At 60.3% G+C, this 26,883-nt stretch carries 28 protein-coding genes, 1 pseudogene and 1 riboswitch; of the genes and pseudogenes, 11 read left to right on the top strand and 18 right to left on the bottom strand.

Translation table 11 applies throughout. The features are described 5' to 3' along the window. Positions 1 to 232: 232 nt before the first annotated feature. The 4 genes from K0H47_RS08075 to K0H47_RS08060 all read right to left on the bottom strand — a co-directional run bounded on the left by K0H47_RS08075 (position 233) and on the right by K0H47_RS08060 (position 6,280). The gene (locus K0H47_RS08075) at positions 233 to 1,597 is read right to left on the bottom strand and encodes a DUF1329 domain-containing protein (RefSeq protein ID WP_003216172.1); all 1,365 of its coding nucleotides are present in this window, start codon (positions 1,595 to 1,597) and stop codon (positions 233 to 235) included. Positions 1,598 to 1,640: 43 nt separating this feature from the next. Continuing rightward, a complete protein-coding gene (locus K0H47_RS08070; protein ID WP_063027189.1) occupies positions 1,641 to 3,503 on the bottom strand; it encodes a DUF1302 domain-containing protein in 1,863 nt (620 codons plus the stop codon). A gap of 330 nt (positions 3,504 to 3,833) precedes the next feature. After that, entirely contained in the window at positions 3,834 to 5,516 is a 1,683-nt protein-coding gene (locus tag K0H47_RS08065) for a fatty acid--CoA ligase (protein WP_063027188.1), read from the bottom strand. Positions 5,517 to 5,647: 131 nt separating this feature from the next. Next, the gene (locus K0H47_RS08060; protein WP_219272334.1) at positions 5,648 to 6,280 is read right to left on the bottom strand and encodes a LysE family translocator; all 633 of its coding nucleotides are present in this window, start codon (positions 6,278 to 6,280) and stop codon (positions 5,648 to 5,650) included. An 87-nt stretch (positions 6,281 to 6,367) separates the two neighbouring features. Between K0H47_RS08060 and K0H47_RS08055 the strand changes: the two genes are divergently transcribed. The 3 genes from K0H47_RS08055 to K0H47_RS08045 all read left to right on the top strand — a co-directional run bounded on the left by K0H47_RS08055 (position 6,368) and on the right by K0H47_RS08045 (position 9,203). Beyond that, the gene (locus tag K0H47_RS08055) at positions 6,368 to 7,330 is read left to right on the top strand and encodes a 2-hydroxyacid dehydrogenase (RefSeq protein ID WP_257626632.1); all 963 of its coding nucleotides are present in this window, start codon (positions 6,368 to 6,370) and stop codon (positions 7,328 to 7,330) included. 30 nt (positions 7,331 to 7,360) lie between these two features. Beyond that, on the top strand, positions 7,361 to 8,359 hold the full coding sequence (locus K0H47_RS08050) for a class I SAM-dependent methyltransferase (protein ID WP_063027185.1): 999 nt from the start codon (positions 7,361 to 7,363) through the stop codon (positions 8,357 to 8,359). A 51-nt stretch (positions 8,360 to 8,410) separates the two neighbouring features. Then, positions 8,411 to 8,530: riboswitch (yybP-ykoY riboswitch) on the top strand. Between the two features lie 88 nt (positions 8,531 to 8,618). Next, the gene (locus K0H47_RS08045) at positions 8,619 to 9,203 is read left to right on the top strand and encodes a TMEM165/GDT1 family protein (protein ID WP_017477707.1); all 585 of its coding nucleotides are present in this window, start codon (positions 8,619 to 8,621) and stop codon (positions 9,201 to 9,203) included. A gap of 160 nt (positions 9,204 to 9,363) precedes the next feature. On the opposite strand, the gene K0H47_RS08040 is transcribed toward K0H47_RS08045, so the two are convergent. Further along, a complete protein-coding gene (locus K0H47_RS08040) occupies positions 9,364 to 10,182 on the bottom strand; it encodes a M48 family metallopeptidase (protein ID WP_093205227.1) in 819 nt (272 codons plus the stop codon). A gap of 189 nt (positions 10,183 to 10,371) precedes the next feature. Here K0H47_RS08040 and K0H47_RS31385 point away from each other — a divergent pair. Next, a pseudogene (locus tag K0H47_RS31385) lies at positions 10,372 to 11,715 on the top strand (HAMP domain-containing protein); the annotation flags it as partial. A gap of 15 nt (positions 11,716 to 11,730) precedes the next feature. Next, entirely contained in the window at positions 11,731 to 12,573 is an 843-nt protein-coding gene (locus K0H47_RS31380; protein WP_373568925.1) for a methyl-accepting chemotaxis protein, read from the top strand. A 129-nt stretch (positions 12,574 to 12,702) separates the two neighbouring features. Here K0H47_RS31380 and K0H47_RS08030 read toward each other — a convergent pair whose 3' ends face one another. Genes K0H47_RS08030 through K0H47_RS08020 form a run of 3 tightly spaced genes read right to left on the bottom strand, consistent with a single transcriptional unit; the run spans position 12,703 to position 13,810 of the window. Beyond that, on the bottom strand, positions 12,703 to 13,323 hold the full coding sequence (locus K0H47_RS08030; RefSeq protein WP_003216163.1) for an SOS response-associated peptidase: 621 nt from the start codon (positions 13,321 to 13,323) through the stop codon (positions 12,703 to 12,705). A 36-nt stretch (positions 13,324 to 13,359) separates the two neighbouring features. Next, positions 13,360 to 13,620 (bottom strand): putative signal transducing protein, encoded by a 261-nt coding sequence (locus K0H47_RS08025; RefSeq protein WP_010170538.1) that lies wholly within the window; start codon positions 13,618 to 13,620, stop codon positions 13,360 to 13,362. A 10-nt stretch (positions 13,621 to 13,630) separates the two neighbouring features. Beyond that, positions 13,631 to 13,810 (bottom strand): CPXCG motif-containing cysteine-rich protein, encoded by a 180-nt coding sequence (locus tag K0H47_RS08020; RefSeq protein WP_017477711.1) that lies wholly within the window; start codon positions 13,808 to 13,810, stop codon positions 13,631 to 13,633. Between the two features lie 144 nt (positions 13,811 to 13,954). Here K0H47_RS08020 and K0H47_RS08015 point away from each other — a divergent pair, with 144 nt between their 5' ends. Then, complete coding sequence (locus K0H47_RS08015) at positions 13,955 to 15,118, top strand: 1-acyl-sn-glycerol-3-phosphate acyltransferase (protein ID WP_017477712.1); 1,164 nt, start codon at positions 13,955 to 13,957, stop codon at positions 15,116 to 15,118. 134 nt (positions 15,119 to 15,252) lie between these two features. Here the strand turns inward: K0H47_RS08015 and K0H47_RS08010 are convergent, their stop codons facing one another. Then, positions 15,253 to 15,510 carry a hypothetical protein gene (locus tag K0H47_RS08010; RefSeq protein WP_063027179.1) on the bottom strand — a complete coding sequence of 86 codons (258 nt, stop codon included), beginning with the start codon at positions 15,508 to 15,510 and terminating at the stop codon, positions 15,253 to 15,255. Positions 15,511 to 15,691: 181 nt separating this feature from the next. On the opposite strand from K0H47_RS08010, the gene K0H47_RS08005 reads away from it, so the two are divergent. Next, positions 15,692 to 15,901 carry a hypothetical protein gene (locus K0H47_RS08005; RefSeq protein ID WP_008434269.1) on the top strand — a complete coding sequence of 70 codons (210 nt, stop codon included), beginning with the start codon at positions 15,692 to 15,694 and terminating at the stop codon, positions 15,899 to 15,901. A gap of 102 nt (positions 15,902 to 16,003) precedes the next feature. Here the strand turns inward: K0H47_RS08005 and K0H47_RS08000 are convergent, their stop codons facing one another. Then, positions 16,004 to 16,588 (bottom strand): YajG family lipoprotein, encoded by a 585-nt coding sequence (locus K0H47_RS08000; protein WP_003216157.1) that lies wholly within the window; start codon positions 16,586 to 16,588, stop codon positions 16,004 to 16,006. A 184-nt stretch (positions 16,589 to 16,772) separates the two neighbouring features. On the opposite strand from K0H47_RS08000, the gene K0H47_RS07995 reads away from it, so the two are divergent. Beyond that, positions 16,773 to 17,006, top strand: a complete 234-nt coding sequence (locus tag K0H47_RS07995; protein WP_063027177.1) for a hypothetical protein — start codon at positions 16,773 to 16,775, stop codon at positions 17,004 to 17,006. Positions 17,007 to 17,014: 8 nt separating this feature from the next. On the opposite strand, the gene K0H47_RS07990 is transcribed toward K0H47_RS07995, so the two are convergent. Beyond that, a complete protein-coding gene (locus tag K0H47_RS07990; protein WP_152416375.1) occupies positions 17,015 to 17,335 on the bottom strand; it encodes a hypothetical protein in 321 nt (106 codons plus the stop codon). Positions 17,336 to 17,732: 397 nt separating this feature from the next. On the opposite strand from K0H47_RS07990, the gene mqo reads away from it, so the two are divergent. Further along, positions 17,733 to 19,241, top strand: coding sequence for a malate dehydrogenase (quinone) (gene mqo, locus K0H47_RS07985; RefSeq protein WP_063027175.1), 1,509 nt, complete (start codon positions 17,733 to 17,735; stop codon positions 19,239 to 19,241). A 94-nt stretch (positions 19,242 to 19,335) separates the two neighbouring features. Here mqo and K0H47_RS07980 read toward each other — a convergent pair whose 3' ends face one another. The 4 genes from K0H47_RS07980 to K0H47_RS07965 form a co-directional block, all read right to left on the bottom strand. Beyond that, positions 19,336 to 19,623, bottom strand: coding sequence for a PA4642 family protein (locus K0H47_RS07980; protein ID WP_219272331.1), 288 nt, complete (start codon positions 19,621 to 19,623; stop codon positions 19,336 to 19,338). A 208-nt stretch (positions 19,624 to 19,831) separates the two neighbouring features. Continuing rightward, positions 19,832 to 20,317: a hypothetical protein gene (locus K0H47_RS07975; protein ID WP_219272329.1), complete on the bottom strand. Its 486-nt coding sequence runs from the start codon at positions 20,315 to 20,317 to the stop codon at positions 19,832 to 19,834. Between the two features lie 35 nt (positions 20,318 to 20,352). After that, positions 20,353 to 20,820, bottom strand: a complete 468-nt coding sequence (locus K0H47_RS07970; protein ID WP_063027169.1) for a WbuC family cupin fold metalloprotein — start codon at positions 20,818 to 20,820, stop codon at positions 20,353 to 20,355. A gap of 3 nt (positions 20,821 to 20,823) precedes the next feature. After that, the gene (locus K0H47_RS07965) at positions 20,824 to 21,381 is read right to left on the bottom strand and encodes a hypoxanthine-guanine phosphoribosyltransferase (protein ID WP_003216150.1); all 558 of its coding nucleotides are present in this window, start codon (positions 21,379 to 21,381) and stop codon (positions 20,824 to 20,826) included. Between the two features lie 165 nt (positions 21,382 to 21,546). On the opposite strand from K0H47_RS07965, the gene upp reads away from it, so the two are divergent. Beyond that, positions 21,547 to 22,185: a uracil phosphoribosyltransferase gene (upp, locus tag K0H47_RS07960; protein WP_003216149.1), complete on the top strand. Its 639-nt coding sequence runs from the start codon at positions 21,547 to 21,549 to the stop codon at positions 22,183 to 22,185. Positions 22,186 to 22,187: 2 nt separating this feature from the next. Continuing rightward, complete coding sequence (locus tag K0H47_RS07955; RefSeq protein ID WP_219272328.1) at positions 22,188 to 23,462, top strand: uracil-xanthine permease family protein; 1,275 nt, start codon at positions 22,188 to 22,190, stop codon at positions 23,460 to 23,462. A 142-nt stretch (positions 23,463 to 23,604) separates the two neighbouring features. On the opposite strand, the gene hisC is transcribed toward K0H47_RS07955, so the two are convergent. The 3 genes from hisC to hisG form a co-directional block, all read right to left on the bottom strand. After that, the gene (gene hisC / locus K0H47_RS07950; RefSeq protein WP_219272326.1) at positions 23,605 to 24,657 is read right to left on the bottom strand and encodes a histidinol-phosphate transaminase; all 1,053 of its coding nucleotides are present in this window, start codon (positions 24,655 to 24,657) and stop codon (positions 23,605 to 23,607) included. 3 nt (positions 24,658 to 24,660) lie between these two features. Continuing rightward, the gene (gene hisD / locus K0H47_RS07945) at positions 24,661 to 25,986 is read right to left on the bottom strand and encodes a histidinol dehydrogenase (RefSeq protein ID WP_093205197.1); all 1,326 of its coding nucleotides are present in this window, start codon (positions 25,984 to 25,986) and stop codon (positions 24,661 to 24,663) included. Between the two features lie 127 nt (positions 25,987 to 26,113). Next, the gene (gene hisG, locus K0H47_RS07940; RefSeq protein WP_003188599.1) at positions 26,114 to 26,749 is read right to left on the bottom strand and encodes an ATP phosphoribosyltransferase; all 636 of its coding nucleotides are present in this window, start codon (positions 26,747 to 26,749) and stop codon (positions 26,114 to 26,116) included. Positions 26,750 to 26,883: the final 134 nt, after the last annotated feature.

Here is a 26,883-nt window from a genome sequence, read left to right as displayed (position 1 = left end):
TGCAACAATTGTCTGAAAAAGACTACAACAAAAAATATCCGGCGGTCCTGGCTCAAATATTCCAAACACCCCAAATAAAATGTGGAAGCCGGGCTTGTGTGGGAGCGGGCTTGCTCGCGAAGACGGTGGGTCAGTCACACATGTATCGACTGACACTCTGCTTTCGCGAGCAAGCCCGCTCCCACACAAGCCCGGCTCCCACCTTCGAGGATGCGGCCTCTATTACAGCAAGTTAGCGAACACCATCCTGGCGCAGAGCCGCCGGGGTGAAGTCGCTGGTGGTGGCAGTGAAGCCGAAGTCATAGGCCTGTTTCTCTTCGTTCTTCATGCCCAGTGCCAGGTAGCGGCCGGACTGCAGGTCGTAGAGGGTTTCGAGGGCGTACCACGGCACTTGCTTGTCGTAGTAGTTCTCGGCGTGGGCTTCAGCCACGCGCCACAGTTGGCCACGACCGTCGTAGTGGTCGATGACCGCAGCTTGCCAGGTGTCTTCGTCGATGAAGAAGTCACGCTTGGCGTAGATGTGGCGCTGGCCTTCCTTCAGGGTTGCAACCACATGCCACACACGGCGCAGTTCGTAGCGAGCCAGGTCCTGGTTGATGTGGCCGGCCTTGATGATGTCGACATACTTGAGCTTCGGATCGTCGAGTTTGTAGCTGTTTTCGGCGATGTACAGTTCCTTCTTGCCTTCCAGTTTCCAGTCGTAGCGGTCCGGTGCACCGTTGAACATGTCGAGGTTGTCGGAAGTCCGCAGGCCGTCTGCGGCGGTACCCGGGCCGTCATAGGACACTTGCGGCGCCCGGCGCACACGACGCTGGCCGGCGTTGTAGACCCATGCCGAACGCGGCTCTTTCACCTGGTCGAGGGTTTCGTGCACCAGCAGCACACCACCGGCCAGACGTGCCGGCGCGGTCACTTGCTGCTTGAAGTAGAACAGGATGTTGCCCGGGTTTTTCGGGTCGTAGTCCTTCATCTTGTCGCGGAACACGAACTGGTCGCGGAAGTACACCAGGCTGAAGGAGCCGTTGGTTTGCGGCGTGGCCTGGGTCACCAGGCGGGTCACGCTGCCGCCGCGATAGCGAGTGATGTGGTTCCAGATCACTTCAACGCCGCTTTTCGGAATCGGGAACGGTACGGCGGTTTCGAAGTTTTCCAGGCCGTTGCCGCCGGACACCAGGTTGGTGCTGGTGGCGTTTTTCTTGATGGCGGCGAACACATCAGCCGGCACCGTGGCGCCGCGATGGGTCGGGTAGACCGGCATCTTGAAGGTGTCCGGGTAGCGCTTGAACATCGCGTACTGCCCCGGCGCCAGCTTGTCCTTGTACTGCTCGACGTTCTGCGCGGTGATGGTGAATTGCGGTTGTTCGTTGGCGTACGGGTTGGCCAGGAAGCCACGGGCATCCACGGCGCCGGCGTTGGTGGGCAGTGGCGACCATTTAGGGATGGTGCCGGCCGCGTTGCCGGCCATTTCAGCGCCCATCGGGGTCAGGGTCGTACCGAGCTTGGCGGCTTCATCGGCCGAGACTGCCGCCATGACGCTACCCGCCATGATCGACAGCCCCAGCACACCCACCTGCAACAGATTTTTAGTTATTTTCATGTTCTGGTTCTTCCTTAAAACATACTGCTTAAAGAGAGTGTGCTTAGAAGTTCACGCCGACGCTCAAGGCGACAAAGTCGCGGTCGTCCACGGTGCTGTAGTCGCCACCAAAGAAGTTGGTGTAGGCCAGGCTCGCGGTGTAAGTGTTCTGGTACTCGGCGTCCAGCCCGAGGCTGATCGCCTTGCGGCCTTCCTCGAAGTTACCGCCAGGGCCAGGCGAGTAACCCTTAACGTCATGGGACCAGGCCACGTTGGGTTTGAGGTTGACGCCGGCAAACACATCCGGGTATTCCCAGATCGCACGGCCACGGTAGCCCCACGAAGTTGCAGTAGTGAAGCCGTCGTTGTTGCAACTGGTGTTCAGGCCGTTAGCATTGGGAAGGCCAGCACCTTGGGCGGTAGAGTTGTTCAAAGCCGCACACGCGCCGTTAGGCAGGGTACCCGGGCCAAACACCGGATCACGGCCATAGCGAACCTTGGACTTGCTCTCCAACCCACCGACATAGGTCATACCGACCTCACCCACCAGCGTCAGGCGGCTGGCGCCCATGACCTGGTCAAAGAAGTGGGTGAACGTGGTTTGGAGTTGAGTGATTTCCTTACGGCGATAACCATGCAAATCCTGGCCTGGTACACCGCTTAACAACGAAGCATCCTTGAGCACCGGGAAGCCCAGAGGGCGAACGCCGGCAAACAGGATGTCGGTGGAGTTCAACTGCACAGGCGCGTTGGGCCGGTAGCTCAACTCGCCGCTCCATGCCGTGCCGGTAGGCAACGTGGTGGAGAAACTCAAGCCAAAGAGGTGGATGTCTTCCGGATACTCAACGAAGTATTGCGAGTTGCCCGCCACCACCAGTGCAGCTGCCTGACCCAAAGGCCTGGCTCTGTCGTAGACCGACTGAGGCGCGCCGGTTGCACTGAAAATCGGCGCACGGCTGTGGTAGTTCATGTAGTAGGCGCCGAACTCGGTGTCCAGCGGCTCAAAGTTGTAGTGCATTGCGACGCCGTATTGGCCGCCGTCACGTGCGTTACGGTTCGGACCGCGGCGCACCAGGACGCCCTCGTCATTAACGTCGACGCCCAAGGCGGCCAAGCTCGGCAAAGCGGCCGGGTTGATCGTGGAACGCTTGTTCAACACCCGCAAATTATCGTTACAGCCGGTGGTAATGATGTCGGGCTGCGAGAAAAACGTGCCGCAGTTATCGGTCACGGTCTTGTCCCAACCGATCTGATAGAAGCCTTCAGCCGACAGGTTGTCGGTCAGCGTTTGCGACAGGTAGAACATGTTGACCGGAATCAGGCCCTCCTTGATCTCGGCCCCCGGACGACGGAATGCAGCCACGTCGATCGGGTTGATGGCGTTGATACCGCCACCAATGAACGTGCTCTCACCCCAGCTCACTACCTGCTTGCCCAACCGTACGGAACCCGGTTCATCACCAATCGAGTAGTTGTGGTAGACGAAGGCGTCGAGAATCTGCCCGCCGGAAGATCGGGCGCCTGTTGGGCGGTTGTTGTCGCTGATGTTCTTGAAATCGAGGTCGTCGTCTTTAAGCTTGAAGTCATACCAGTACTTACCCCGGACAAACACGCCGGTGTCGCCGTATTTCAACTCAAGGTCATGGATACCCTTGAAGATCTTCGAGAAGGAATCACCTTTGTCGAAGTTCAGGTGACCGTCATCCGAGGTTTGCGACAACCCTCTGCCGCCGTTGTTGGCACCGATCAGGTCCTTGTTGCGACCCGCAGTCGACCAACTCGCCCCTACCGACAGGGACGAGTCGAAGCTGCCTTCGATTTCACCGATGTTGAAACTGACGCCGAATGCGGGCCCGGCGAGCGTAGAGGCGAGGCTGACGGCCAAAGGCAGTTTCGCCCGGCGCCAGAACTGGTGTGCTGAGATCATCGACGCTACTCCATGTGCATTATTGTTATGGCAGTGAGTCGTTTCTAAGGGCTTGTAACGGCCGGAATACAACGATTCCAATGCCGGGCGAACAGATGAACCCGCCAGGTTCACAGCACCGCACCTTGAAAAACTCTGGGATGAACTATAGCCAGCAGGGGGTAGCGCTTGATCCCTCTAAAGTGTGATTTGCATCACCAACCCGTCTGCCACAACCCTTTCGCCATGCTGGCGAAGACCAGCGCGGCAAGGATGGCTGAAAATTGGTAAATCACAAGTGAAGGGTTGGGCTAGAGCGCTGCCGTGCCCATGAGGGCACGGCAACCAGCGTCAGAGGGTCGAGAGGAAGGTGCTGTTGTTGGCCTGCCATTCGATGATGTCGATACGGATACGTTTTTTGTCGAGCTTGCCTACGCTGGTCTTGGGAATTTCCGTAACAACGGCGATCTGGCTTGGAATCGCCCACTTGCTCAAGTGACCCAACTCCACGAATGGCTTGAGATGTTCCTTGAGCTCCTTGGCCCCTATCACATGGCCATCACGCACCACCAGCAACGCAAACGGGCGTTCGCCCCACTGCGGGTCGGCAATCCCGACCACCGCTACTTCGCGTACCGCCGGGTGACGGCTGACCAGGTCTTCCAGCGCCAGGGAGGAGATCCATTCGCCGCCGGTCTTGATCACGTCCTTGATGCGGTCGCGAATATCGATCACGCCGAAGGCGTCGAGGGTGGCCACGTCGCCGGTGTGCATCCAGCCGCCGGCCCACAGCTCGGCGCCCTTCTCCGGCTCGTTGAAATAGCCTTCGCTGAGCCATGGCGCGCGCAGCACCAGCTCGCCCTGGGATTCGCCGTCGGCAGGCAGGAAGTTGCCGTCGCCGTCGATGATCGCAGCCTCCACCAGCGGCCCGGGCACGCCGGCCTTGATGCGGTAGGTGGTGCGTTCGTCTTCGGTGCCGGCCATCAATTCTTCATTGAGGTGGGCGCAGGACACCAGCGGCCCGGTCTCGGACATGCCGTACGCCGCCGTCAGCTGAATCCCGCGAGCCTTCGACGCTTCATACAGCGAACGATTGAGCGCGCTGCCGCCGATGACGATTTTCCAGCCGCCGAAATCCACGCCCTGGCCGGCCTTGGCGTTGAGCACCATTTGCAGGATGGTCGGCACGCAATGGGAGAACGTGACCTTCTCTTTGCGCCACAGCTCCACCAGGTATTCGGGGTCGTAGCGGCCGGGATAAACCTGCTTCAGGCCGAGCATGGTCGCCACATAGGGCAAGCCCCAGGCGTGCACATGGAACATCGGGGTGATCGGCATGTAGACGTCGTTGGTGCCCAACAGGCGCACGCTGTCGACGCTGCCCATGATGGTCGCCACGCCCATGGTGTGCAGCACCAATTGGCGGTGGGTGAAATACACGCCTTTGGGATTGCCCGTGGTGCCGGTGGTGTAGAAGGTGGTGGCGACGGAGTTTTCGTCGAAGTCCTGGAAATCGTAGCGAGGGCTTGCTGCTGCCAGCAGCGTTTCATACTCACCTACGAGGTTGGGCAACTCGGCGGTTTTGTCCGCGCCATCAGTGAGTAGCAGGGTTTTGTCGACGGTGGTGAGGTGGCCGGCGATAGCTTGGTAAAGGCCCACGAACTCACTGTTGACCAACACAAAGCGGTCCTCGGCGTGGTTCATGGTGTAGAGAATCTGCTCCGGCGACAGGCGCACGTTGATGGTGTGGATCACCGCGCCAATCATCGGGATGGCAAACATGCATTCCAGGTAGCGATGGCTGTCCCAGTCCATCACAGCCACCGTGTCACCGGCCTTGACCCCGGCCTCGGTCAGCACATTGGCCAGGCGGGCGACGCGCTCGATCAGGGTCGGATAGGTGTAACGCAACTGGTCGCGGTAGACGATTTCCCGGGTCTTCTCGTAGCGTGTCCCGGACATCAACAGGCGTTTGATCAACAGCGGGTATTGGTAGGCGCCTTCGGCGGGCGGGATAACACGAGTCTGCAACATACGAATCCCTTATCTGACTGCACGGTCTTGGCTGAAACATCTGCACTTTAGAGCGCTTATGTTTCAGCCAAATCAGCCAAAGGAATGATTTGCAGAGCCCAATGAATGCTAGCTTTGCGCCAGCATCCGGCTTATTTCATGCTGGTAAACGCCAGCTTCACACCGATCGCAATCAGCACCGCGCCCATGGTGCGGTCGAACCAGTGGCCCATGCGTGCAAAACCGGCACGCACGCGTTGCTGGCTGAACAGCATGGCAACCAGGCAAAACCAGATCGCGGTCGCCACGGCCAGGTACAGTCCGTAACCGGCCTGGATCGACAGCGGCGTGTGGGGATTGATCACCACGGTGAACAGCGACAGGAAGAACAGCGTGGCCTTGGGGTTCAAGCCGTTGGTGACGAAACCGGAGGTGAACGCGCCACGGGCGGTACGCTCGCCCACTTCCAGGTGCAGGTCTTCTTCACTGGCAGGCTTGGCCGGCTGGGCGCGCAGGGCCTTGAAGCCGATGTACAGCAGGTAGGCCGCCGCCGCCCATTTCAATGCGTTGAACAGCACGATGGACTGGGACACGATCAAGCCGATGCCCAGCAGCGAATACCCCACGTGGAGGAAAATCGCCGAACCGACGCCCAATGCCGTCCAGGTGCCGGCGCGCCGGCCATGGGTCACGCTTTCACGCACCACCACGGCGAAATCCGGGCCAGGGCTGGCCACCGCCAACAGGTGAATCAGTGCCACGGTCAAGAACTCGGTGAGGTACATGCACACTCCTGGAAGTAACTGATTATTTCATCTGATAGGCTCGGCAGATTACGCCTTCGAACCTCGCCGCAAAAGGTACAGTTGATAATGAACAATCGCCGCGCCGTCTTCCTAGATCACCCTTCCCTGGACCTCGGGGACCTGGACCTCAGCGGGTTGCGGGCACTCTTCAGCGAGCTGAGCCTGCACCAGCAGACCACACCCGAAAACATTATCGAACGCCTGCAAGGCGCGCAGGTGGCGATCAGCAACAAGATCGCGCTGAATGCCGAGACCCTGGCGGCCTGCCCCGAGCTGAAGCTGATCCTGGTGACCGCCACCGGCACCAACAACGTCGACCTCGCTGCGGCCCGCGCCCACGGCGTTACCGTGAGCAATTGCCAGGGTTACGGCACGCCATCGGTGGCGCAGCATACGATCATGTTGCTGCTCAATCTGGCGACACGCCTGAACGACTATCAGCGAGATGTGCAGGCGGGGCTCTGGCAACAAGCCAAGCAGTTCTGCCTGCTGGACTATCCGATCGTTGAGCTGGAAGGCAAAACCCTCGGGCTGCTGGGCCATGGCGAATTGGGCGGTGCCGTTGCGCGCCTGGCTGAAGCCTTTGGCATGCGCGTGATCCTGGGTGCGATTCCTGGCCGCCCGGCTCGTGCCGATCGCGTGCCGCTGGACGAGTTGCTGGCGCAGGTCGACGCGCTGACCCTGCACTGCCCGCTCAACGAGCACACCCGCGACTTTATCGGTGCCCGTGAACTGGCGCTGCTCAAGCCCGGTGCGCTTATCGTCAACACGGCCCGCGGTGGTTTGATCAACGAACAAGCGCTGGCGGATGCCTTGCGCAGCGGTCATTTGGGCGGCGCGGCAACCGATGTACTGAGCGTGGAACCCCCGGTCAACGGCAACCCGTTGCTGGCCGGCGACATCCCGCGCTTGATCGTCACCCCCCACAACGCCTGGGGCAGCCGCGAAGCCCGGCAGCGGATCGTCGGCCAATTGATCGAAAACGCTCAGGGCTTTTTCAGTGGCGCCCCGCTGCGGGTCGTCAGTTGATAAACTGCGCCCCTTTTCAAGGAGCAGACCATGGATCCGCGCAGTGAAGTACTGCTTCGCCAGGCCGAACTTTTTCAAGGCGACGTGCTGCTGGTGGGCTTGCCCGCCGACGACCTGCTGGGCCGCCTGCCCAACGCCCATGGCTGGAGCTGGCACGCCGGCGACCAGGCCGCGCTGGACGCGCGTTTTGCCGAGCGCAGCCAGTTCGGCGTGAACGTGCCCGAGCGTTCGTTCGACACGGCGGTGGTGTTCCTGCCCAAGTCCAAGGACCTCACCGACTACCTGCTCAATGCCGTGGCAGCGCGTTTGCCCGGCAAGGAGTTATACCTGGTTGGAGAAAAGAAAGGCGGCATCGAAAGCGCGGCCAAGCAACTGAACCCGTTCGGCAAACCGCGCAAGCTCGACAATGCGCGGCACTGCCAGTTGTGGCTGGTCACGGTGGCCAATGCCCCTGAGCCGGTTGAGCTGGAAAGCCTGGCGCAAGTGTTCGAGGTACCGCTGGCCGAAGGGCCGCTCAAGGTGGTGAGCCTGCCGGGCGTGTTCAGCCATGGTCGTCTGGATCGCGGTACCGCATTGCTGCTGGAGCATCTGGACAAGTTGCCGAGCGGTCACTTGCTGGATTTCGGTTGTGGGGCGGGCGTGCTTGGAGCCGCCGTGAAACGTCGCTATCCGCATAACACGGTGACGATGCTCGACGTGGATGCTTTTGCCGCCGCCAGCAGTCGCCTGACCTTGGCCGCCAACGGTCTGGAAGCCGAGGTGTTGACCGGTGATGGCATCGACGCAGCACCGATGAATCTGAACACGATTTTGAGCAACCCACCGTTCCATGTCGGGGTGCACACCGATTATTTCGCTACGGAGAACTTGCTGCGAAAAGCGGCCAAACATCTGGCAAAAGGCGGCGAACTGCGCTTGGTAGCGAACAGCTTCCTGAAGTATCAGCCGCTGATTGAAGAGCATCTTGGCGTCTGCGCAATCAAGGCAGAAGGCCAGGGTTTCCGCATTTACCGTGCCAAGCGCGGCTGAAATCTTTTTCCGAAAGAAGGCTTGCCGAATGGATTTTGCCTAGGCAGAATCCGCTCCGTCCTAGGGGAGTAGTCTCCCACGAGCGCCACGCTCGTCCGGCATACGTCAACATACTTGGTCAACAGACCATGGCGTATGCGACCCAGGAGTCCGCACAGACGGACCGGGGTTTGACAAGACCTATGACACGAACACCTTACCCGGGGCGGGAAGGCTGTACGTGTCATAGCCGTGTCGACCCGCCCCTGGAACTTACCTGATGCTGGATTCTCTGCTCGTCCCTACCGCAATCGTTGCCTTGGCCGAAATTGGCGACAAGACGCAACTGCTCGCACTCGTTCTCGCTGCACGCTTTCGCAAACCCTGGCCGATCATCGCCGGCATCATTGCCGCGACCCTCGCCAACCATGCGGCCGCCGGCGCCGTGGGGGCCTGGTTCGGGAGTTTCTTCTCGGATGCGGTGTTGCACTGGATCCTCGCGGCGAGTTTCTGTGCCACGGCGCTCTGGACCCTGGTGCCCGACAAACTCGACGATGACGAAACCAGTACTGCACGCAAGTTCGGCCCCTTCCTGACTACCCTGATCGCGTTCTTCCTCGCGGAAATCGGCGACAAGACCCAGATCGCTACCGTGATGCTCGCGGCGCAATACCCGGAACTGTGGCTGGTGATTATCGGCACGACCCTGGGCATGTTGATTGCCAACGTACCGGTGGTGCTGGCGGGGAATTTTGCCGCGGACAAACTGCCGCTGACGCTGATTCGTCGACTGGCGGCTACGGCGTTTTTCATCCTGGCCATTGTTGCGGTGTACAAGGCCATGCAGAGCAGCGGCTGGATCTAAACGCAACCCCATATGGGGGCTGGGCTTGAGTGGGAGCTGGCTTGCCTGCGATAGCATCACCTCGGTGCAACTGACACACCGAGGTGCCTGCATCGCGGGCAACCCCGGCTCCCACACTAGCCGGGCTCCCACATTCAGATTTGCATTTCAGTCTTATAAATCAGGATTTTTTCGCCTGCTGATACAACGGCATCACCTTCGGAATAGCCGCCTGCAAGGAGGCGATCCGGCTGCTGGAGGCCGGGTGAGTACTCATGAATTCAGGTGGCGAGCCTTCCGAAGCCTTGGCCATTTTGTTCCACAGGGTAATCGCCGCGTTCGGGTTGTAGCCGGCACGCGCCGACAACTCCAGGCCGATCAGGTCCGCTTCGTTTTCATTGCTGCGGCTGTTGGGTAAGGTCATGCCGTAGTTGGCCACGGTATCAGCCAGCGCCATGCTGTCCTGACCGAGGCCGAACAACGCACCAGCCCCCTGCTTCGCCATTTCGATACCGTATGCCTTGGACATGGCTTCGCGGCCGTGTTCACGCAAGGCATGGGCAATTTCATGGCCCATCACCGCGGCGAGTTCGTCGTCGGTCAGTTTGAGATTGTCGATCAACGCGCTGTAGACAAAGATCTTGCCGCCTGGCCCGCAGTTGGCGTTCATCTCGTCACTTTTGATCAGGTTCACTTCCCACTTCCACTGCGCTGCATCCGGGCGGAACGTGGGTGCCTGGGCGATCAAGCGGTTGGCAATCGCCTGCACGCGCTTGGCGTTGGCGCTGGTCTTGTCCACCAGGCCTTTGCCGCTGGCTTCACCCAGGGTCTGCTGGTACGACTGCGCATACATCTGGTCGACTTCCTGACTCGACAACATGCTGAACATGTATTGCTTGCGCTCAACGCCCACGGCGCCGCCGCTGGTGGTGTTGACCGACTGGCAACCGGCGAGCAATACCGACACGCCCAATGCACATACCGCTACTGTCTTTTTCATCAACCTTCTCCCTGAAAACATGGCGCGTATCGTAGTCGGCCAATTGTATCGGCGCCAGATACAACAGACGTGTAGCCGCCTGATTTCAGACATATCCCACACTGCCGCAAAAAATTCATAAACCGTTGGCGACCATCCCATTTGCGACATTCGCCAATCCGGCACAGTCATTTTGAGGGGATCGCCCTCATGTCTCCCCCGCTCGTGGCCGATATAAACAAGCAGCCAATCTCCCCTGCGCTCGGAGCCGTCATGAAGTTCAAGTCCATTCAATTTTCTGTCGCAGCCCTGGCCGGGGCCATTGTCCTGAGCGTGGTAGCGGTGTTGGTGCTGTACGCCTTGTTCGCCGGCGCGCGCACCCAAGACATGGTGCAGGAACGCACCCAGGGGCAATTCGAGCAGATCATCGAGCAGCGCCTGACCGCGCTGGCGCAAACCCAGGCGACGCTGATCCAGCGTGAACTGGAAGCGCCACTGGTGACGGCCAAAGGCCTGGCCACCACCAACGCCCTGATGGGCATGAAGGACGCCAGCGGCAACCCGCAACTGGCAGTTTCCCGCGAACAACTGATCAACCTGATCCACGAAACCGTGGTGCGCAACCCGAAGATTCTCGGCGCCTATATTGGTTGGGAAGCCAACGCCATCGACCACAACGACGCCGCCTACGTGAACAGCCCGGTAGTCGGTATCGAAACCAACGGTCGCTTCCTGCCCTGGTGGTTCCGTAATGCCGACGGCAGCCTGGGCCTGGATAAACTGGCTGACGTGGCGGACCAGACCATCCTGTCCACTGGTGTGCGCGCCAGTGAGTACTACCTGTGCTCCAAGGAAAGCAAAAAGCCCTGCGCCATCGACCCGGCCCCCTACAAGGTGGGCAACGCAATGGTGATGCTCGCTTCGTTTATCGAACCGATCATGATCGACGGCACCTTCCAGGGCATCGTCGGTGCCGACCTGTCGGTGAACTTCATCCAGGAAATGCTCACCAAGGCTGATCAGAATTTGTACAACGGCGCCGGTGAACTGGCGCTGATCTCCAGCAACGGCCGCCTGGTGGCCTACACCAAGGACGCCAGCAAGCTGGGGGAAAAAGCCAGCGACCTGCTCGACAGCAACGAGCTGTCCAACCTCGGTCAGTTAAAGATCGGCGAAGTACGTTACGACGTGGATAAGGAACACGGGCATATCGAGTTGTTCCTGCCGTTCAACATCGGCCAGACCGATGCCCGCTGGACCTTGATGCTGCAACTGCCGTTGAGCGCGGTGATGGCGGACTTGCAGGCGATGCAACACGACCTCGACGCCCAGCGCAAAACCGATATTTTCGGCATGGCCGTGGCCGGTCTGCTCATCGCCGGCATTGGCTTGCTGGTGATCTGGCTGGTGGGCCACGGGATTGCCCGGCCGCTCAAGCAAATGGTGGCGATGCTCAATGACATCGCCCAGGGCGAAGGTGACCTGACCCGGCGCCTGACCAGTGATCGCGCCGACGAACTGGGGGCGATTGCCAGCGGCTTCAATACATTCCTGGCCAAGTTGCAGGGAATGATTACCCAAGTGGTGAGTTCGGTGCAGAAGGTCAGCGACTCGTCGGAGCACACCGCCGACATCGCGATTCGCACCAACCAGGGCGTGCACAAGCAAATGGTCGAGATCGACCAGGTAGCCACCGCCGTGCACGAGATGACCGCGACCGCCCAGGACGTGGCGCGCAACGCCACCCAGGCGGCACAAGCCGCCAGCCACGCTGATCAAGCGGCGAGCCAGGGCATGCAGATTGTGCGCGACACCTCCACCTCCATCGGTGCCCTCGCCGAGGAAATCGGCAAGGCGGTCGGTGTGGTGCAGGCGCTGGCCAAGGACAGCGAAAACATCAACGCCATCCTTACGGCGATTCGCGGGATTGCCGAGCAGACCAACCTGCTGGCGCTCAACGCAGCGATCGAAGCCGCACGGGCCGGAGAACAGGGACGCGGGTTTGCAGTGGTGGCCGACGAGGTGCGCAATCTCGCACAGAAGACTCAGAAGGCCACTGAAGAAATCCAGACCATGATCCAGCAATTGCAGCAAGGCACCCGCGACGTGGTGCAGGTGATGGAAGACAGCCAGAACCGTACCGATGAAAGCGTGCAACATGCGGCCAAGGCGGCTCAGGCACTGGAGACCATTACCCAGGCGGTGTCGGTGATCAACGACATGAACACCCAGATCGCCAGCGCCGCCGAGGAACAGAGCGCGGTGGCCGAGGACATTAACCGTAACGTGATCAATATCGGGCAGGTGGCCAATGAAGTGGCTGGCGGGGCGGATGAATCGAGCGCGGCCAGTGCTGACCTGACCAAGCTGGCGGAGCAGCAGCGGCGGTTGATCAATCAGTTCAAGGTTTAACCCGGCGGCGCCCTGGAGACCGCTATCGCTGGCAAGCCAGCTCCCACATTTTAATCTGTGAATACATTCAGAATGTGGGAGCTGGCTTGCCTGCGATGAGGCCGGCGCAGACAGCACGAATCCCCAGGATCAACCCGGAGTCAGGCACTCCGGTCCATTCAGCTTCGGATCGTTGACCATATTGGCCAGCACTCGCTCGCGCAACGCGGTGGGCTCACTGGCCAACAAGGCTTGCAAGGTGTGCAACGGCGTCTCGGGGTTCAGCCAGGCCGCCTGCCCCGCCGCATCCAGAATCAACGGCCGGCGCTGGCTCTGCGCCGCCTGGGTCACCACCGCCGTGCTCAGCCACACCTGTTCCTGCACCGGATACGCTTCCCAGATCGCCGCAAAGAACAGCGTGCTGCCCTCTCCCGGCGTCAGCCAGTACGGCCGCTTGCGCTGGGTGCCGCGCCATTCGTAGAACCCATTGGCCGGCAACAGGCAGCGGCGCTGGCGAAAGGCTTCGCGAAACATCGGTTGCTCTGCCAGGGTTTCTGCGCGGGCATGGGCAGGCGTGCGCGAGAGATCGGTCAACCAGGGCGGCGTCAGGCCCCAGCGCGCTCGCGCCAGGGTGTGCTGGCCGTCGCTGAGGCGCTGGATCAGCACCGAATCATTGGGGGAGATGTTCCACTGGGCCTGCTGGTCGGCCGGAAAGCCCGGCAAGGCAGCAAACGCAGGGTTCCAGCGAAACAGGGCATAACGTCCACACATGGGGCAACACGACTCTTGGAGAAACTGGCCGACAGCCTAACAGACCAACACGTCGGGGAAGCTGTCGGGTTCATCACCGGGCACCGGTTGCGCACCGTTGTAGGCAGTGATCAGCTCACGGGCATAAGCGGCCTGGTCGTTCTCCACCGCCAGGGCCAGCAGGCCATAAATCGGTAATTCGCCAGTGCCACCGAGCAAATCGCGCCCTACCAGATGCGCGGTGATGCCCTCGCTTTCGAGCATGCCTTGCAGCAGCTCGCCTTCCATCAGGTTTTCCGGTTCGTAGATTCGCTGCATGGGCGTACCTTTATTCGTTCTCGCTGCGCACGTTGAGCATCCATTCGTCGCCATGAACCTGCAGTTCGAAAACGATGGGCCGGCAGCACACCGGGCAATCTTCTATATATTCCTGATCGCCTGCCGACAGGTCCAGTAACGCCGTGACTACCTCGCCACAATAAGGACATTCGTACGACTCCTCTTCCATCGCGGTCTCCAAGGTGACTTGTGCGTATAATCGCCGGTCTATTTACAGGGCTATTTTTCGTCCCGGTCAATTGCCCGGACCACGCCCTGATATTTATTGTTCCAAACCTTTACTTACCCTAGCCGTTTCTAACAAGAGAGCATGATGGGCGAATTCGATACCATCCGACCTTACAACGACAGCGAAGTCCCGGCAGTGCTGGCCCGACTGTTCAGTGACAAGGCCTTTCTGGACATCCTGACCCACTTTCGCTTTCCGCGCTTTGCTGGCGCCTTCGGCTGGCTGCTCAAGCCGATGATCGCCCATAAACTGCGCCGTGAGTTTGCCGGCGTCACCACCGTGGCCACGCTACAGGACAAAGTCGAGTTTTACGTCGACCACACCATCGAGCGCGCGACCGACGGGGTGACTTATACCGGCGTCGAGCAGTTCAAGTCCGGCAGCGCCTACCTGTTCCTGGCCAACCACCGCGACATCGTGATGGACCCGGCCTTCGTCAACTACGCCGTGTACCACGCCGGCCTGCCCACGCCACGTATCGCCATCGGTGACAACCTGCTGCAAAAGCCGTTTGTCAGCGACCTGATGCGCCTGAACAAGAGTTTCATCGTGCACCGCTCGATTACCGGGCGCAAAGAGAAGATGGCGGCGTATCAGTTGCTGTCGGCGTACATCAACCATTCGATTCGAAACGACTGCCAGTCGATCTGGATTGCCCAGGCCGAAGGCCGCGCCAAGGATGGGGATGATCGCACCGAGTCGGCGATCCTCAAGATGTTCCACATGAGCCGCAAGGACGAGCCGTTCGCCGAGGTCATCCAGTCACTGAACCTGACGCCTGTGTCCATCAGCTACGAATACGACCCGTGTGACGCAGCCAAGGCCCGCGAACTGTACATCCGCGCCACCACCGGCACCTACAGCAAGGCGCCGGGGGAAGATGACGTGAGCATTGCCCTGGGTATCACCGGCTACAAGGGCCGGGTGCACGTCAACTTCGCGCCGCCGATCACCCAGGCTTTCGAAGACACCAAGCTATTGGCGATCGAAATGGACCGGCAGATTCTGGGCGGTTATCGGTTGTTCCCGGTGCATTACCTGGCGTACGCCCAATGGAGCGATGCCGACCCGCAATTGCAGGTGCCGACCGCAGCCGAGGTATTCCCGGCGGACGAGCTGGCCAAGGCGAAAGCGGAGTGGGAGCGGCGCTTGAATGCGTGCCCGGCCGAGCATCGGCCGTATCTGGTGCTGCAATACGCGACGCCGGTGAGGAATCAGTATCGGGTCAAGGCCGGGATTGCCCTGTAACCCGGTACCAGCAACAGCGCAAACCTAATGTGGGAGCGGGCTTGCTCGCGAAGGCGGTGGATCAGCCAATCATGTATTGACTGACACCGCGCTTTCGCGAGCAAGCCCGCTCCCACATTTGTTTTAGGGTGTTCTTACAATCGGGTACTGAACAAGGACACCAGCAACGCCAGCCCGAGCCAGACAAACCCCAGCCGGTAGAACAGGCGATGGGTACGCTGGGTCAGCACATCAAGAAACAGCATCGGTTGATCAATGGCCCGCAGTTCGCTTTGCGCGGCAAGCCTGGCTATCGCGCGCTGTTCCCGCAGGCGTGTGACAAACAGCAGCCAAGCCGCCGGGCAGGCCAGCAACAGGGCAAGGGAATTGAGCAGTAGTGCGGTCAGCGACATCGCAAACCTCGATGTATCAGTGTCTTGGTATCAATCCAGATACAAACCTGAATGATATGCGCCGCCTGCGCGTCATTACTCCTTCCCCATTGACGGCTAATGTATCCAGTAATTTACAGCGTCACCTGAACGTCACCTTAACAAGCCACTCTGTTGCCCTTCGAAAGCCCGGGAGCTTGTCATGTTGCACGCGCAGAACCAGGATCGGCTGTATCTGATTGCCCCAAGTGATGAGCAAGAGGCGCTGGTAGGCGGCCTCGCGTTCAATGTGCAGGACCGCCACTGGCTGGTGTATTGCGCCCTCGGCGGCCATCAGCATGCCGACCTGCCGGAGCTGGATTTGCTCACTGGAGTGAGTGTGCTGGACTTTTATGTCGAAACGGCTGCATGAAAACTACAGGCGTAAAAAAACCGGGCTCATCGCTGAGCCCGGTGATCGTTCCCACGCGCCGCAAAGGAATGCCGACGGGGGCGCTCCGCGCCCGCCTGACGGTTACTGCGAGCTGAGCAGCGAACCGATGCTCGGGTCCTTGAACAGGCGCGTCAGAGCATCGCTCAACACGTCGCTGACCAGCTTGGTGTTGGTTTCCTGGTTCGGCGCCATGCCGAAGCGCTGGTCCAGGGAAGCGCCGTAACGGCCGCTGTAGCGACGGGTACCGGCAGTCACGTCGGACTTGAAGGTTGCGCCGATGGTGGCTTCAGTCACGTACAGGCCTTCCTTGGGCGACTGATACTTCAGCTCGGCCAGGGTGATGGTCAGTTGTGGAGCACCTGGCGAGTTGGACGGGGTGAAGCCCAACAGGCGCACGGCCGCTTCGGCCTGGGCTTGCAGCTTGGGCAGCACGTCCGCACCGGTCACCGTAATGGCGCTGGTTTCCGGGTACAGGCCGCCACGGGTGCCGAGGGTCGGCGACGGACGCCCATCAACCACACGCACCGACACCGGCTGGCCATGGCCGACAGGCGCCAACTGGGTGGTGATTTTCGGTTGCGGGCTGAGTTGTTGCGGGCTGTGGGCGCAGCCAACCAGGGTCAAACTGGTCACAGTGATCAAACCGAACAACAGGCGTTGCAACATACTCATTTCTCCAGGACTAGATGCAAACAGGGCGCCAGTATAACGGTGAGCGCTCGCCACTCACCAGAATTCCTGAACGGCGCCTGAACTGTCGGCGAAATTACAATTTTCACACAGAACCGTCACCCCACTGTCATGCCAGACTGCCAACCTTCGCAGCATGTAACGAACCGGGTACACAACCATGCGCCTTCTCAAATCTTTGTTCTTTTCCCATGCCAGTCATCGTCACTTTGCACTGCTCGATGCCCATGGCTGCTGCCAGGCTTTCAAACAGTGCAGCCTGCCGCCCGTCGGCGAAGGCTGGGTCGAAGTCGAAGAGACTCGCCTGAGCTGGATGCACCGCCCGCTGCCGGCCAGCGCCCGCATCAACCCACGGGTTTCGCAGCCACAGCAACGGCATGTGTTGGCCTCCTGACCAGACTGCTAATAAAAGTCATTAAACACGCCCATTTGCGCGCATTTCTTCGCTACAATCTCCCCCCGATTATAAGGACGTCTCCTGATCGGGCCTCGCAGCATCGCTAATGCACTTGTGTTAGCTCCCCGCACCGCCCACAGAGAGCCGCCCACACAGATCGAGTGAAGCTGGCGAGCTTGCTGTTTTCTCTGCAAACCATCGTCTTTACCCGAATCTGCCAGAGCTGCCATGCGCTCGGCCACTTGAGTTGTTTGCCCGTTTTGCCGCTTGCCGGCAGTGATTTCGGGCCAGGTGCCAGGCTGGGGCAGCCCTTTTTTGAGGTTCACGTCTTCAAAAGAGCGTGAAAAAAACGGGTTTTCACAACTTCACAAGAGTGTGGCGAGCAAATGAATAGTTTTGCGTTTGTACAAGCACCATCAGCGTCTGGAACAGCCCCACCACACAGGACCGAGCACTCCTCAAAAACCGGAGTTTGAAGCCTGTCCGCTACGGATTTGGTTGCACGATCGGACGAGCTTGACCATAAGTCGAATTGCCACAGGTGCCCTTAAATGCGTTCATACGCAGATCAGGCCCGGTCGGCAGCGTCCGCTTGCGATAAATTGCGAAGAATCGGACATGGCGATCCTGGCCATGGGTAACCTGGGGCATCACGTGAACCGCCCCGTCACTCCTGGCAGCCATGCCGTCAATTTGGTGCTGCAGATTTTGGAGACGCGTTAAATGGCGCATAACGAAGCAGTCGACGTAGTACTGGTAGGTGCGGGCATCATGAGTGCCACCCTCGCCGTACTGCTCAAAGAGCTCGACCCCGGCCTCAAGCTGGAAGTCGTTGAGCTGATGGATTCGGGTGCCGCGGAAAGTTCCAACCCGTGGAACAACGCCGGTACCGGCCACGCCGGGCTGTGTGAGCTGAACTACACACCGCAGGCCGCTGACGGCTCCATCGACATCAAGAAAGCTGTGCACATCAACACCCAATTCGAGGTGTCGAAGCAGTTCTGGGCTTACTTGACCAAGAAAGGCACCTTTGGCTCGTCCAAGTCCTTTATCAGCCCCGTGCCGCACCTGAGTTTCGTGCAGGGCGAGAAAGGCGTGTCGTTCCTCAAGAAGCGTTTTGAAACCCTCAGCCAGCACCACGCGTTCTCGGACATGCACTACACCGAAGACCGCAGCGAAATGGCCGAGTGGATGCCGCTGATGATGCCCGGCCGCCCCCTGGACGAAAAAATCGCTGCCACCCGCGTGATGAACGGCACCGACGTCAACTTCGGCGCCCTGACCAACCAACTGCTCTCGCACCTGACCAGCGCACCGGATGCCCAAGTCAAGTACAGCAAGCGCGTCACCGGCCTCAAGCGCAACGGCGCCGGCTGGACCGTGAGCATCAAGGACGTCAACAGCGGCAACTCCCGTGATGTGGACGCCAAGTTCGTGTTCCTCGGCGCCGGTGGCGCGGCCCTGCCGCTGCTGCAAGCCTCGGGCATCGAAGAAAGCAAAGGCTTCGGCGGTTTCCCCGTCAGCGGCCAGTGGCTGCGTTGCGACAACCCGGAAGTGGTCAAGCACCACCAGGCCAAGGTCTACAGCCAGGCGGCCGTGGGTTCGCCACCCATGTCGGTGCCGCACCTGGACACCCGCGTGGTGGATGGCAAGAAATCCCTGCTATTCGGGCCATACGCCGGCTTCACCACCAAGTTCCTCAAACACGGTTCGTTCCTTGACCTGCCCCTGTCGATTCGCGCCGGCAACATCGGCCCGATGCTGGCCGTGGCCCGGGACAACATGGACCTGACCAAGTACCTGGTCAGCGAAGTGCGCCAGTCCATGGAACAGCGCCTGGAATCCCTGCGTCGTTTCTACCCTGAGGCGAAAGCCGAAGACTGGCGCCTGGAAGTGGCCGGCCAACGGGTGCAGATCATCAAGAAAGACCCGAAGAAAGGCGGCGTGCTGCAATTCGGTACCGAACTGGTTGCGGCCAAGGACGGCTCGTTGGCCGCCCTGCTGGGCGCATCTCCGGGCGCTTCGGTGACGGTGTCGATCATGCTGGAACTGATCGAACGCTGCTTCCCGACCAAAGCGGCCGGTGAATGGGCTGCCAAGCTGCACGAGATCTTCCCGGCTCGGGAAAAGGTCCTGGAGACCGATGCCGAGCTGTATCGCAAGATCAACACGCAGAACAACATCAGCCTGGAACTGGTTGAGCAGAGCAGCGAGACCGAAAGCTACGCTTGAGCGTCGTGACGCAGAGCGTCAGTGGATGCATTCCCACGCAGAGCGTGGGAACGAAAAACGCCCCGAATGGGGCGTTTTTTTTCGTCTGTAGCAATCAGCCGCGGGCTTGTTCGATCAGCTCGATGTACTCAGCGGCGTTGCGCTGGTCCTTGATCACGTCAACAAATGTCAGCCCATGCTCATCCTTGCCATCGAGGTCCAGGCCGGCTTCCTTGAAAAACCCCAGGAAGCGCTCGAAATCGTCGATACGCAGGCCACGGTAGGCCTTGATCAGCTTGTGCAGGGACGGCGAAGTGGCGTCTACCGGCTCGAAATCCAGGAACAGCTTGATTTGCTCGTCGCCGATTTCATCACCAATCACCTGTTTCTTATCTTTACGCATTACCGACTCCAGCCTGCAGACATTTACACGGGAAAAGCAGTTTACCTGCGGCACAGCGGCTTCGAAAGCTACGCGAACCAATGTGGGAGCTGGCTTGCCTGCGATAGCGGTGGGTCCGCTGGCCCATCTGTTACTGATGCATCGCTATCGCAGGCAAGCCAGCTCCCACATTGACTGTATTTACACCGCCGAATCCGCGTCGGCTGGATTATTTGGAGCGCACCGCCCCGGTGTGCAAATCGGCCCAGATATGGCCATTGGCGTAACTGAGGAACTGCACATACACCGTGTCGTTGCGCAGCAAATCGACGATGACCCGGTACTGGGTCATCGGGTACGACAAGGTCAGCGTTTTGCTTTTATCGTCGAACACCGGCTTTTTCAGGCTTTTGCTTTCGGCATCAAAGTTTAGGACCACCTGGGCGATGGTCGCCCCCTTGCTCAGGGGCTTGCCCTTGAGGCGGATCATCAACGGCGAGGTCACCGGAATCGGCTGCTGGGTGGATTGGCGCTGGTTACCCACCACCACCGAATACTCGGTGACTTGCAGCAATTGCTGCTGGTCCGGAGCTTCGGCGCGCAGGGTCAGGTCGTCGGGAGGCAGGAATTGGCTATGCAGCGGCGCCGGAGCGGCCGCCAGGGGCAAACTGAGGGTCAGCGCCAGGGCGGCGCAACTGCGGATCAAAAGGCGCATGGGCCGCTCCGTGGAAGATGGCCCAGCACTTTAGCTCAATCGAACTGGGCAAGCATCCAGCGCTGATACTCAGCCACTTCAGCATCGCCTTCACGGGGAGCCCAACTGGCCAGCTCACCCTCGCCCACCGGTCGATACGGTCCGGCTTTGCATTCGAACATCAAGGTATCGGGCTCCAGCACCACCAGGCCGTGAAACACACCGGGCGGCAAATCGACACCCTGGCACTCACCGCCCGCCTGCATCACGCGCTTGGCCAGCACCTCGCCGGTCTCGCTGAAAATCAACAAGCCGAGACGGCCCTTGAGCACCAGCAAGGTTTCCGCCTTATCGGCACTCAAATGACGATGAGGCGGCACATAGGTGTTGGGCTGCATCGCGACGGCCATGCGATGGCATGGCTCTTCCATCTGGTGAAAGTTGTGGTGATGCCGGCCACGAGGACTGTCAGCCGCTTTCTCGGCCAACTCCGCAAACAGCGTTTGATCAAGAAAGCTTGCCATTGATTACATCCCCTTAACGGCGTAGATCCCATTGGCATTACGCCAGTAGCCTTTGTAGTCCATGCCGTAACCGAAGATGTAGCGGTCAATGCATGGCAGGCCTACGTAATCGGCCTTCAGGTCCGGACGGGCCTTGCGGTCGTGGTCCTTGTCGATCAGCACGGCGGTGTGCACTTTACGCGCGCCAGCGTGTTTGCAGAAGTCGATGATCGCGCCCAGGGTGTGCCCTTCGTCGAGGATGTCGTCGATGATCAGCACATCGCGGTCGATGAACGAGACTTCCGGCTTGGCTTTCCAGAACAGGTCGCCGCCGCTGGTTTCGTTGCGATAGCGGGTGGCGTGCAGGTAGGACGCTTCCAGCGGGAATTGCAGATGGGTGAGCAATTTACCGGCGAAAATCAGGCCACCGTTCATCACGCAAAAGACCACCGGGTTGGTGTCGGCCATTTCGCGGGAGATGTGCGCGCCGACCTTGGCGATGGCCTCTTCGACTTGCGCTTCGGTGTACAGGCAGTCAGCCTCGCGCATGATTTGACGGATATGCTCGAGATCAGCGGACATGGCGCTCTCCAAGGGGGTGCTGTGGCAAGAAAAGCGGGCAAAGGTACGCATGTGAGGCGCAACGTTCAAGCCTTAATGGACTAACGTACTAGATGTCTATAGGACAACACCCTCGGATAGATTAATCTAGGCCGGTTTTTTTGCCCGCCGCCGGAGCCTTTCCCCATGCCCATCCGTGAGATCCGCCACCCGCTGATCCGACATAAACTCGGCCTTATGCGCCGCGCCGACATTAGCACGAAGAACTTCCGCGAGCTTGCTCAGGAAGTCGGAGCGCTGCTCACCTACGAGGCGACCAAAGACCTGCCCCTGGAAAACTACGAGATCGCCGGTTGGTGTGGTCCCGTCCAGGTCGAGAAAATCGCCGGCAAGAAGATTACCGTGGTGCCGATCCTGCGTGCCGGTATCGGCATGCTCGAAGGCGTACTCAGCCTGATCCCGGGCGCCAAGGTCAGCGCCGTGGGCGTGGCCCGCAATGAAGAGACACTGCAGGCCCACACCTACCTGGAAAAACTCGTACCGGAAATCGACGAGCGCCTGGCGATGATCATCGACCCGATGCTCGCCACCGGTAGCTCGATGGTTGCCACCATCGACCTGCTGAAAAAAGCCGGTTGCAAGGACATCCGCGCCATGGTGCTGGTAGCCGCTCCCGAAGGCATCGCCGCCGTCGAGAAAGCCCACCCGGACGTGTTGATCTACACCGCGTCCATCGATGAACGCCTGAACGAACACGGCTACATCATCCCGGGCCTGGGCGACGCCGGCGACAAGATCTTCGGTACCAAGCAGAAGGACGCGTGACCATGCAGGATGAATTCAACGACCCGCTTTGGCGCCAGATCCTGTCTGGCGCACAGATGCTCTTCGTAGCATTTGGCGCGCTGGTGTTGATGCCGCTGATCACCGGTCTCGATCCAAACGTCGCCCTGTTTACCGCAGGCTTGGGCACCTTGTTGTTCCAAGTGGTCACCGGGCGCCAAGTCCCGGTGTTCCTGGCGTCGAGCTTTGCGTTTATCACCCCGATCATTCTCGCCAAAGGCCAATTCGGCCTCGCGGCGACCATGGGCGGCGTGATGGCGGCAGGTTTCGTTTACACCTTCCTGGGGCTGGCGGTGAAGATCAAGGGCACCGGTTTCATCGACCGGTTGCTGCCGCCGGTGGTGATCGGGCCGGTGATTATCTCCATCGGCCTGGCCATGGCGCCGATTGCCGCCAACATGGCAATGGGCAAGGCGGGTGACGGTAGCGAGTTGATCCACTACCAGACCGCCATGCTGATCTCGATGCCGGCGCTGCTGACCACATTGATCGTCGCGGTATTCGGCAAAGGCATTTTCCGCCTGGTGCCGATCATCTCCGGCGTGCTGGTGGGTTTCGCCATGTCGTTCTACTTCGGTGTAGTCGACACGGCGAAGATCGCTGCCGCACCGTGGTTCGCCCTGCCCCACTTCACCGCGCCGGAATTCAACTGGCAGGCGATCCTGTTTATCGTCCCGGTAGCCCTGGCCCCGGCCATCGAACACATCGGTGGTGTGATTGCAGTGGGCAGCGTGACCGGTCGCGACTACCTGAAGAAGCCTGGCCTGCACCGCACGCTATTGGGTGATGGTATCGCCACCACCGCTGCCGGCCTCTTCGGCGGCCCGCCCAATACGACCTACGCGGAAGTGACGGGCGCCGTGATGCTGACCAAGAACTACAACCCGAAAATCATGACCTGGGCGGCGGTGTTTGCCATCAGCCTGGCGTTTATCGGCAAGTTCGGCGCGCTGCTGCAAAGCATTCCAGTCCCGGTAATGGGCGGGATTCTATGCCTGCTGTTCGGCTCGATTGCCGCGGTGGGGATGAACACCCTGATCCGCCACAAGATCGACCTCGGCGAAGCACGCAACCTGGTGATTGTGTCGGTAACCCTGGTGTTCGGGATTGGCGGGGTGCTGGTAGGTACCGGCACCGGCCCGGATGACTTTGGCCTGAAGGGCATTGCCCTGTGTGCGGTGGTAGCGATTGCGTTGAATCTGCTGCTGCCGGGCAATGACGGCTGGAAGCAAAAGAAGCCGGATGAGCCGTTGCTGTAAGGCTTTAGCTTTTTGGTGTTGCTGATGGCCTCATCGCGGGCAAGCCCGGCTCCCACAGGGGACTGCATTCTTTCTGACAATGCATTCCAATGTGGGAGCCGGGCTTGCCCGCGATGGGGCCTGTTCAGTCAGTCAATGAAGATTACAGCTCGCCCAACGCATCGATCAGCGCCTGGTTCTGCTCAGGCGTGCCGATGCTGATCCGCAGGAACTGGGCAATCCGCTCCTGCTTGAAGTGCCGCACGATCACCCCTTGTTCCCGCACCTTGGCCGCCAGCCCGGCAGCGTCGTGCCGTGGGTGACGGGCAAAGATGAAGTTGGCCGCAGACGGCAACACTTCAAACCCCTTGGCCTGCAACTGCCCCACCAGCTTTTCACGGCTGTCGATCACTCGCTGGCAAGTGTCCTGGAAGTGCTCACGGTCTTCAAACGCGGCGGCCGCACCGACAATCGCCAGACGGTCGAGCGGGTAGGAGTTGAAGCTGTTCTTGACACGCTCCAGCGCCTCGATCAGGTCCGGATGGCCCACGGCCAGGCCCACCCGCAAACCGGCCAGTGAGCGCGATTTGGAAAGGGTTTGGGTCACCAGCAGGTTCGGGTAACGGTCCACCAGGCTGATGGCGGTTTCGCCACCGAAGTCGATATAGGCTTCATCCACCACCACCACCGAGTCCGGGCTGGCCTTGAGGATTTGCTCCACGGCATCGAGGGCCATCAAGCAGCCGGTCGGCGCGTTCGGGTTGGGGAAGATGATCCCGCCGTTGGGCCTGGCGTAGTCCGACACGCGGATCTGGAACTGCTCATCCAGCGGCACTGCATCGAACGCAATGCGGTAAAGCCCGCAGTACACCGGGTAGAAGCTGTAGCTGATGTCCGGGAACAGCAACGGCAGGTCGTGCTGGAACAAACCGTGGAAGATGTGCGCCAGGACTTCATCGGAACCGTTGCCGAGGAACACCTTGCCCGCGTCGATCCCGTAATACTTCGCCACCGCCTGCTTGAGCAGGTCGCTGTTGGGGTCCGGGTACAAACGCAGGTTGTCGTTCAACTCGGCCTGCATGGCAGCCAACGCTTTGGGCGATGGGCCGTAGGGGTTTTCATTGGTGTTGAGTTTCACCAGCTTGGTCAGCTTCGGTTGCTCACCGGGCACGTAAGGCACGAGATCCTTGACGAGCGGGCTCCAGAATTTGCTCATGTTTCAGTTCCCCTGCTTATCGTCAACGATACGGTATTCGGCACTGCGGGCGTGGGCGGTCAGCGACTCGCCACGGGCCAGCACGGAAGCGGTCTTGCCCAACTCCGACGCGCCCTGTGGTGAGCAGAAGATGATCGACGAGCGCTTCTGGAAGTCATACACACCCAACGGCGAGGAGAAACGCGCGGTGCCCGAGGTCGGCAACACGTGGTTGGGGCCTGCGCAGTAGTCGCCCAGGGCTTCGCTGGTGTGGCGGCCCATGAAGATCGCGCCGGCGTGACGAATCAGCGGCAGCCAGGCTTGTGGGTCGGCGACAGACAACTCCAGGTGCTCCGGTGCGATGCGGTTGGCCACTTCGATGGCTTGTTCCATGTCGCGCACCTGGATCAGGGCGCCACGGCCATTGATCGACTTCTCGATGATCTCGGCACGCTCCATGGTCGGCAGCAGCTTGGCGATGCTCGCTGCCACCTTGTCCAGGAATTCGGCATCCGGGCTGACCAGGATCGCCTGGGCGTCTTCGTCGTGCTCGGCCTGGGAGAACAGGTCCATGGCGATCCAGTCCGGGTCGGTCTGGCCGTCACACACCACGAGGATTTCCGAAGGGCCGGCGATCATGTCGATGCCGACCTGGCCAAATACATGGCGCTTGGCCGTGGCTACGTAAATGTTGCCCGGGCCCACCACTTTATCGACCTTCGGCACACTTTCGGTGCCGTAGGCCAGGGCCGCTACCGCTTGGGCGCCGCCGATGGTGAAGACCCGATCAACACCCGCGATGCAGGCCGCTGCCAGCACCAGTTCGTTGATTTCGCCGCGCGGGGTAGGTACCACCATCACCACTTCGGTCACGCCGGCGACCTTGGCCGGAATCGCGTTCATCAGTACCGAGGACGGGTACGAGGCTTTACCGCCCGGCACGTACAGGCCGGCGCGGTCCAGCGGCGTAACCTTCTGGCCCAGCACGGTGCCGTCGGCCTCGGTGTAGCTCCAGGAATCCTGTTTCTGTTTTTCGTGGTAGCTGCGCACCCGCGCGGCCGCCACTTCCAGGGCTTCGCGCTGGGGCGCGGTGATGCGGGTCAAGGCCAGTTCCAAGCGCTCGCGGGGCAGGATCAGGTCGGCCATGGAGGCAACGTCCAAGCCATCGAACTGCCGGGTGAAATCCACCAGCGCCGCGTCACCGCGTTCGCGCACGGCCTTGATGATGTCGAGCACCCGCTGGTTGACCGAATCGTCGGACACGCTTTCCCAGCTCAGCAGATGATCCAGATGATGGGCGAAATCCGGGTCGGCAGCGTTGAGTCGGGCAATTGCAGTGGACGTGGTCATAGCGAGGGCCTCAATAGAATTGGCAAAAACTCAGGCGCCCTAAACTAGCAGTCGTTTCCGCTTGGGCACCTGAGAATTCTGGCTATGAGGCGGATAGACGGGCGCGGCTTAGGGCCGCGCGGGTGAGTCAACCGCGGTGTCGAGACTCCACTGCCTTGCGCAGGGTGTCGATCAACGCCTGGATACGGGCGTGCTGCATTTTCATGGAAGCTTTGTTGACGATCAGGCGGGAGCTGATGTCAGCGATAAAGTCCTGGGGTTCCAGGCCGTTGGCGCGCAGGGTGTTACCGGTGTCGACCACGTCGATGATCTTGTCGGCCAGGCCGATCAGCGGTGCCAGCTCCATCGAGCCGTAAAGCTTGATGATGTCGACCTGGCGACCTTGCTCGGCGTAGTAGCGCTTGGCAACGTTGACGAACTTGGTCGCCACCCGCAGGCGGCCCTTAGGCTCGACGTCACCGACGCGGCCGGCCGTCATCAGCTTGCACAGGGCAATACGCAGGTCCAATGGCTCGTACAGGCCCTGGCCGCCGTATTCCATCAACACGTCTTTGCCCGCGACGCCGAGGTCGGCCGCGCCATGCTCAACGTAGGTTGGCACGTCAGTGGCACGCACGATCAGCAGGCGAACGTCGTCCTGGGTCGTGGGGATGATCAGCTTGCGGCTCTTGTCCGGATTCTCGGTTGGCACGATGCCCGCTTCAGCCAGAAGCGGCAAAGTGTCGTCAAGGATGCGGCCCTTGGACAGTGCGATGGTCAACATGGGAAACGTCAGTCCTTCATCAGGCTATTGCTGTCCGGTCGCAATCGGCGCCAGACACAGATCGAGGCCATTACAGCCTCGATTTGAAACAAATCAGTCAACAGCATACATCGTCCTGTGGCGAGGGCGCTTGC

Origin of the sequence: Pseudomonas sp. Xaverov 83 (genome assembly GCF_019352905.1) — a bacterium.
Classification (GTDB): Bacteria; Pseudomonadota; Gammaproteobacteria; order Pseudomonadales; family Pseudomonadaceae; genus Aquipseudomonas; species Aquipseudomonas yamanorum.
Note: the sequence above shows the minus strand (reverse complement) of the source record. Positions and strands in the feature narration are given on the sequence as shown.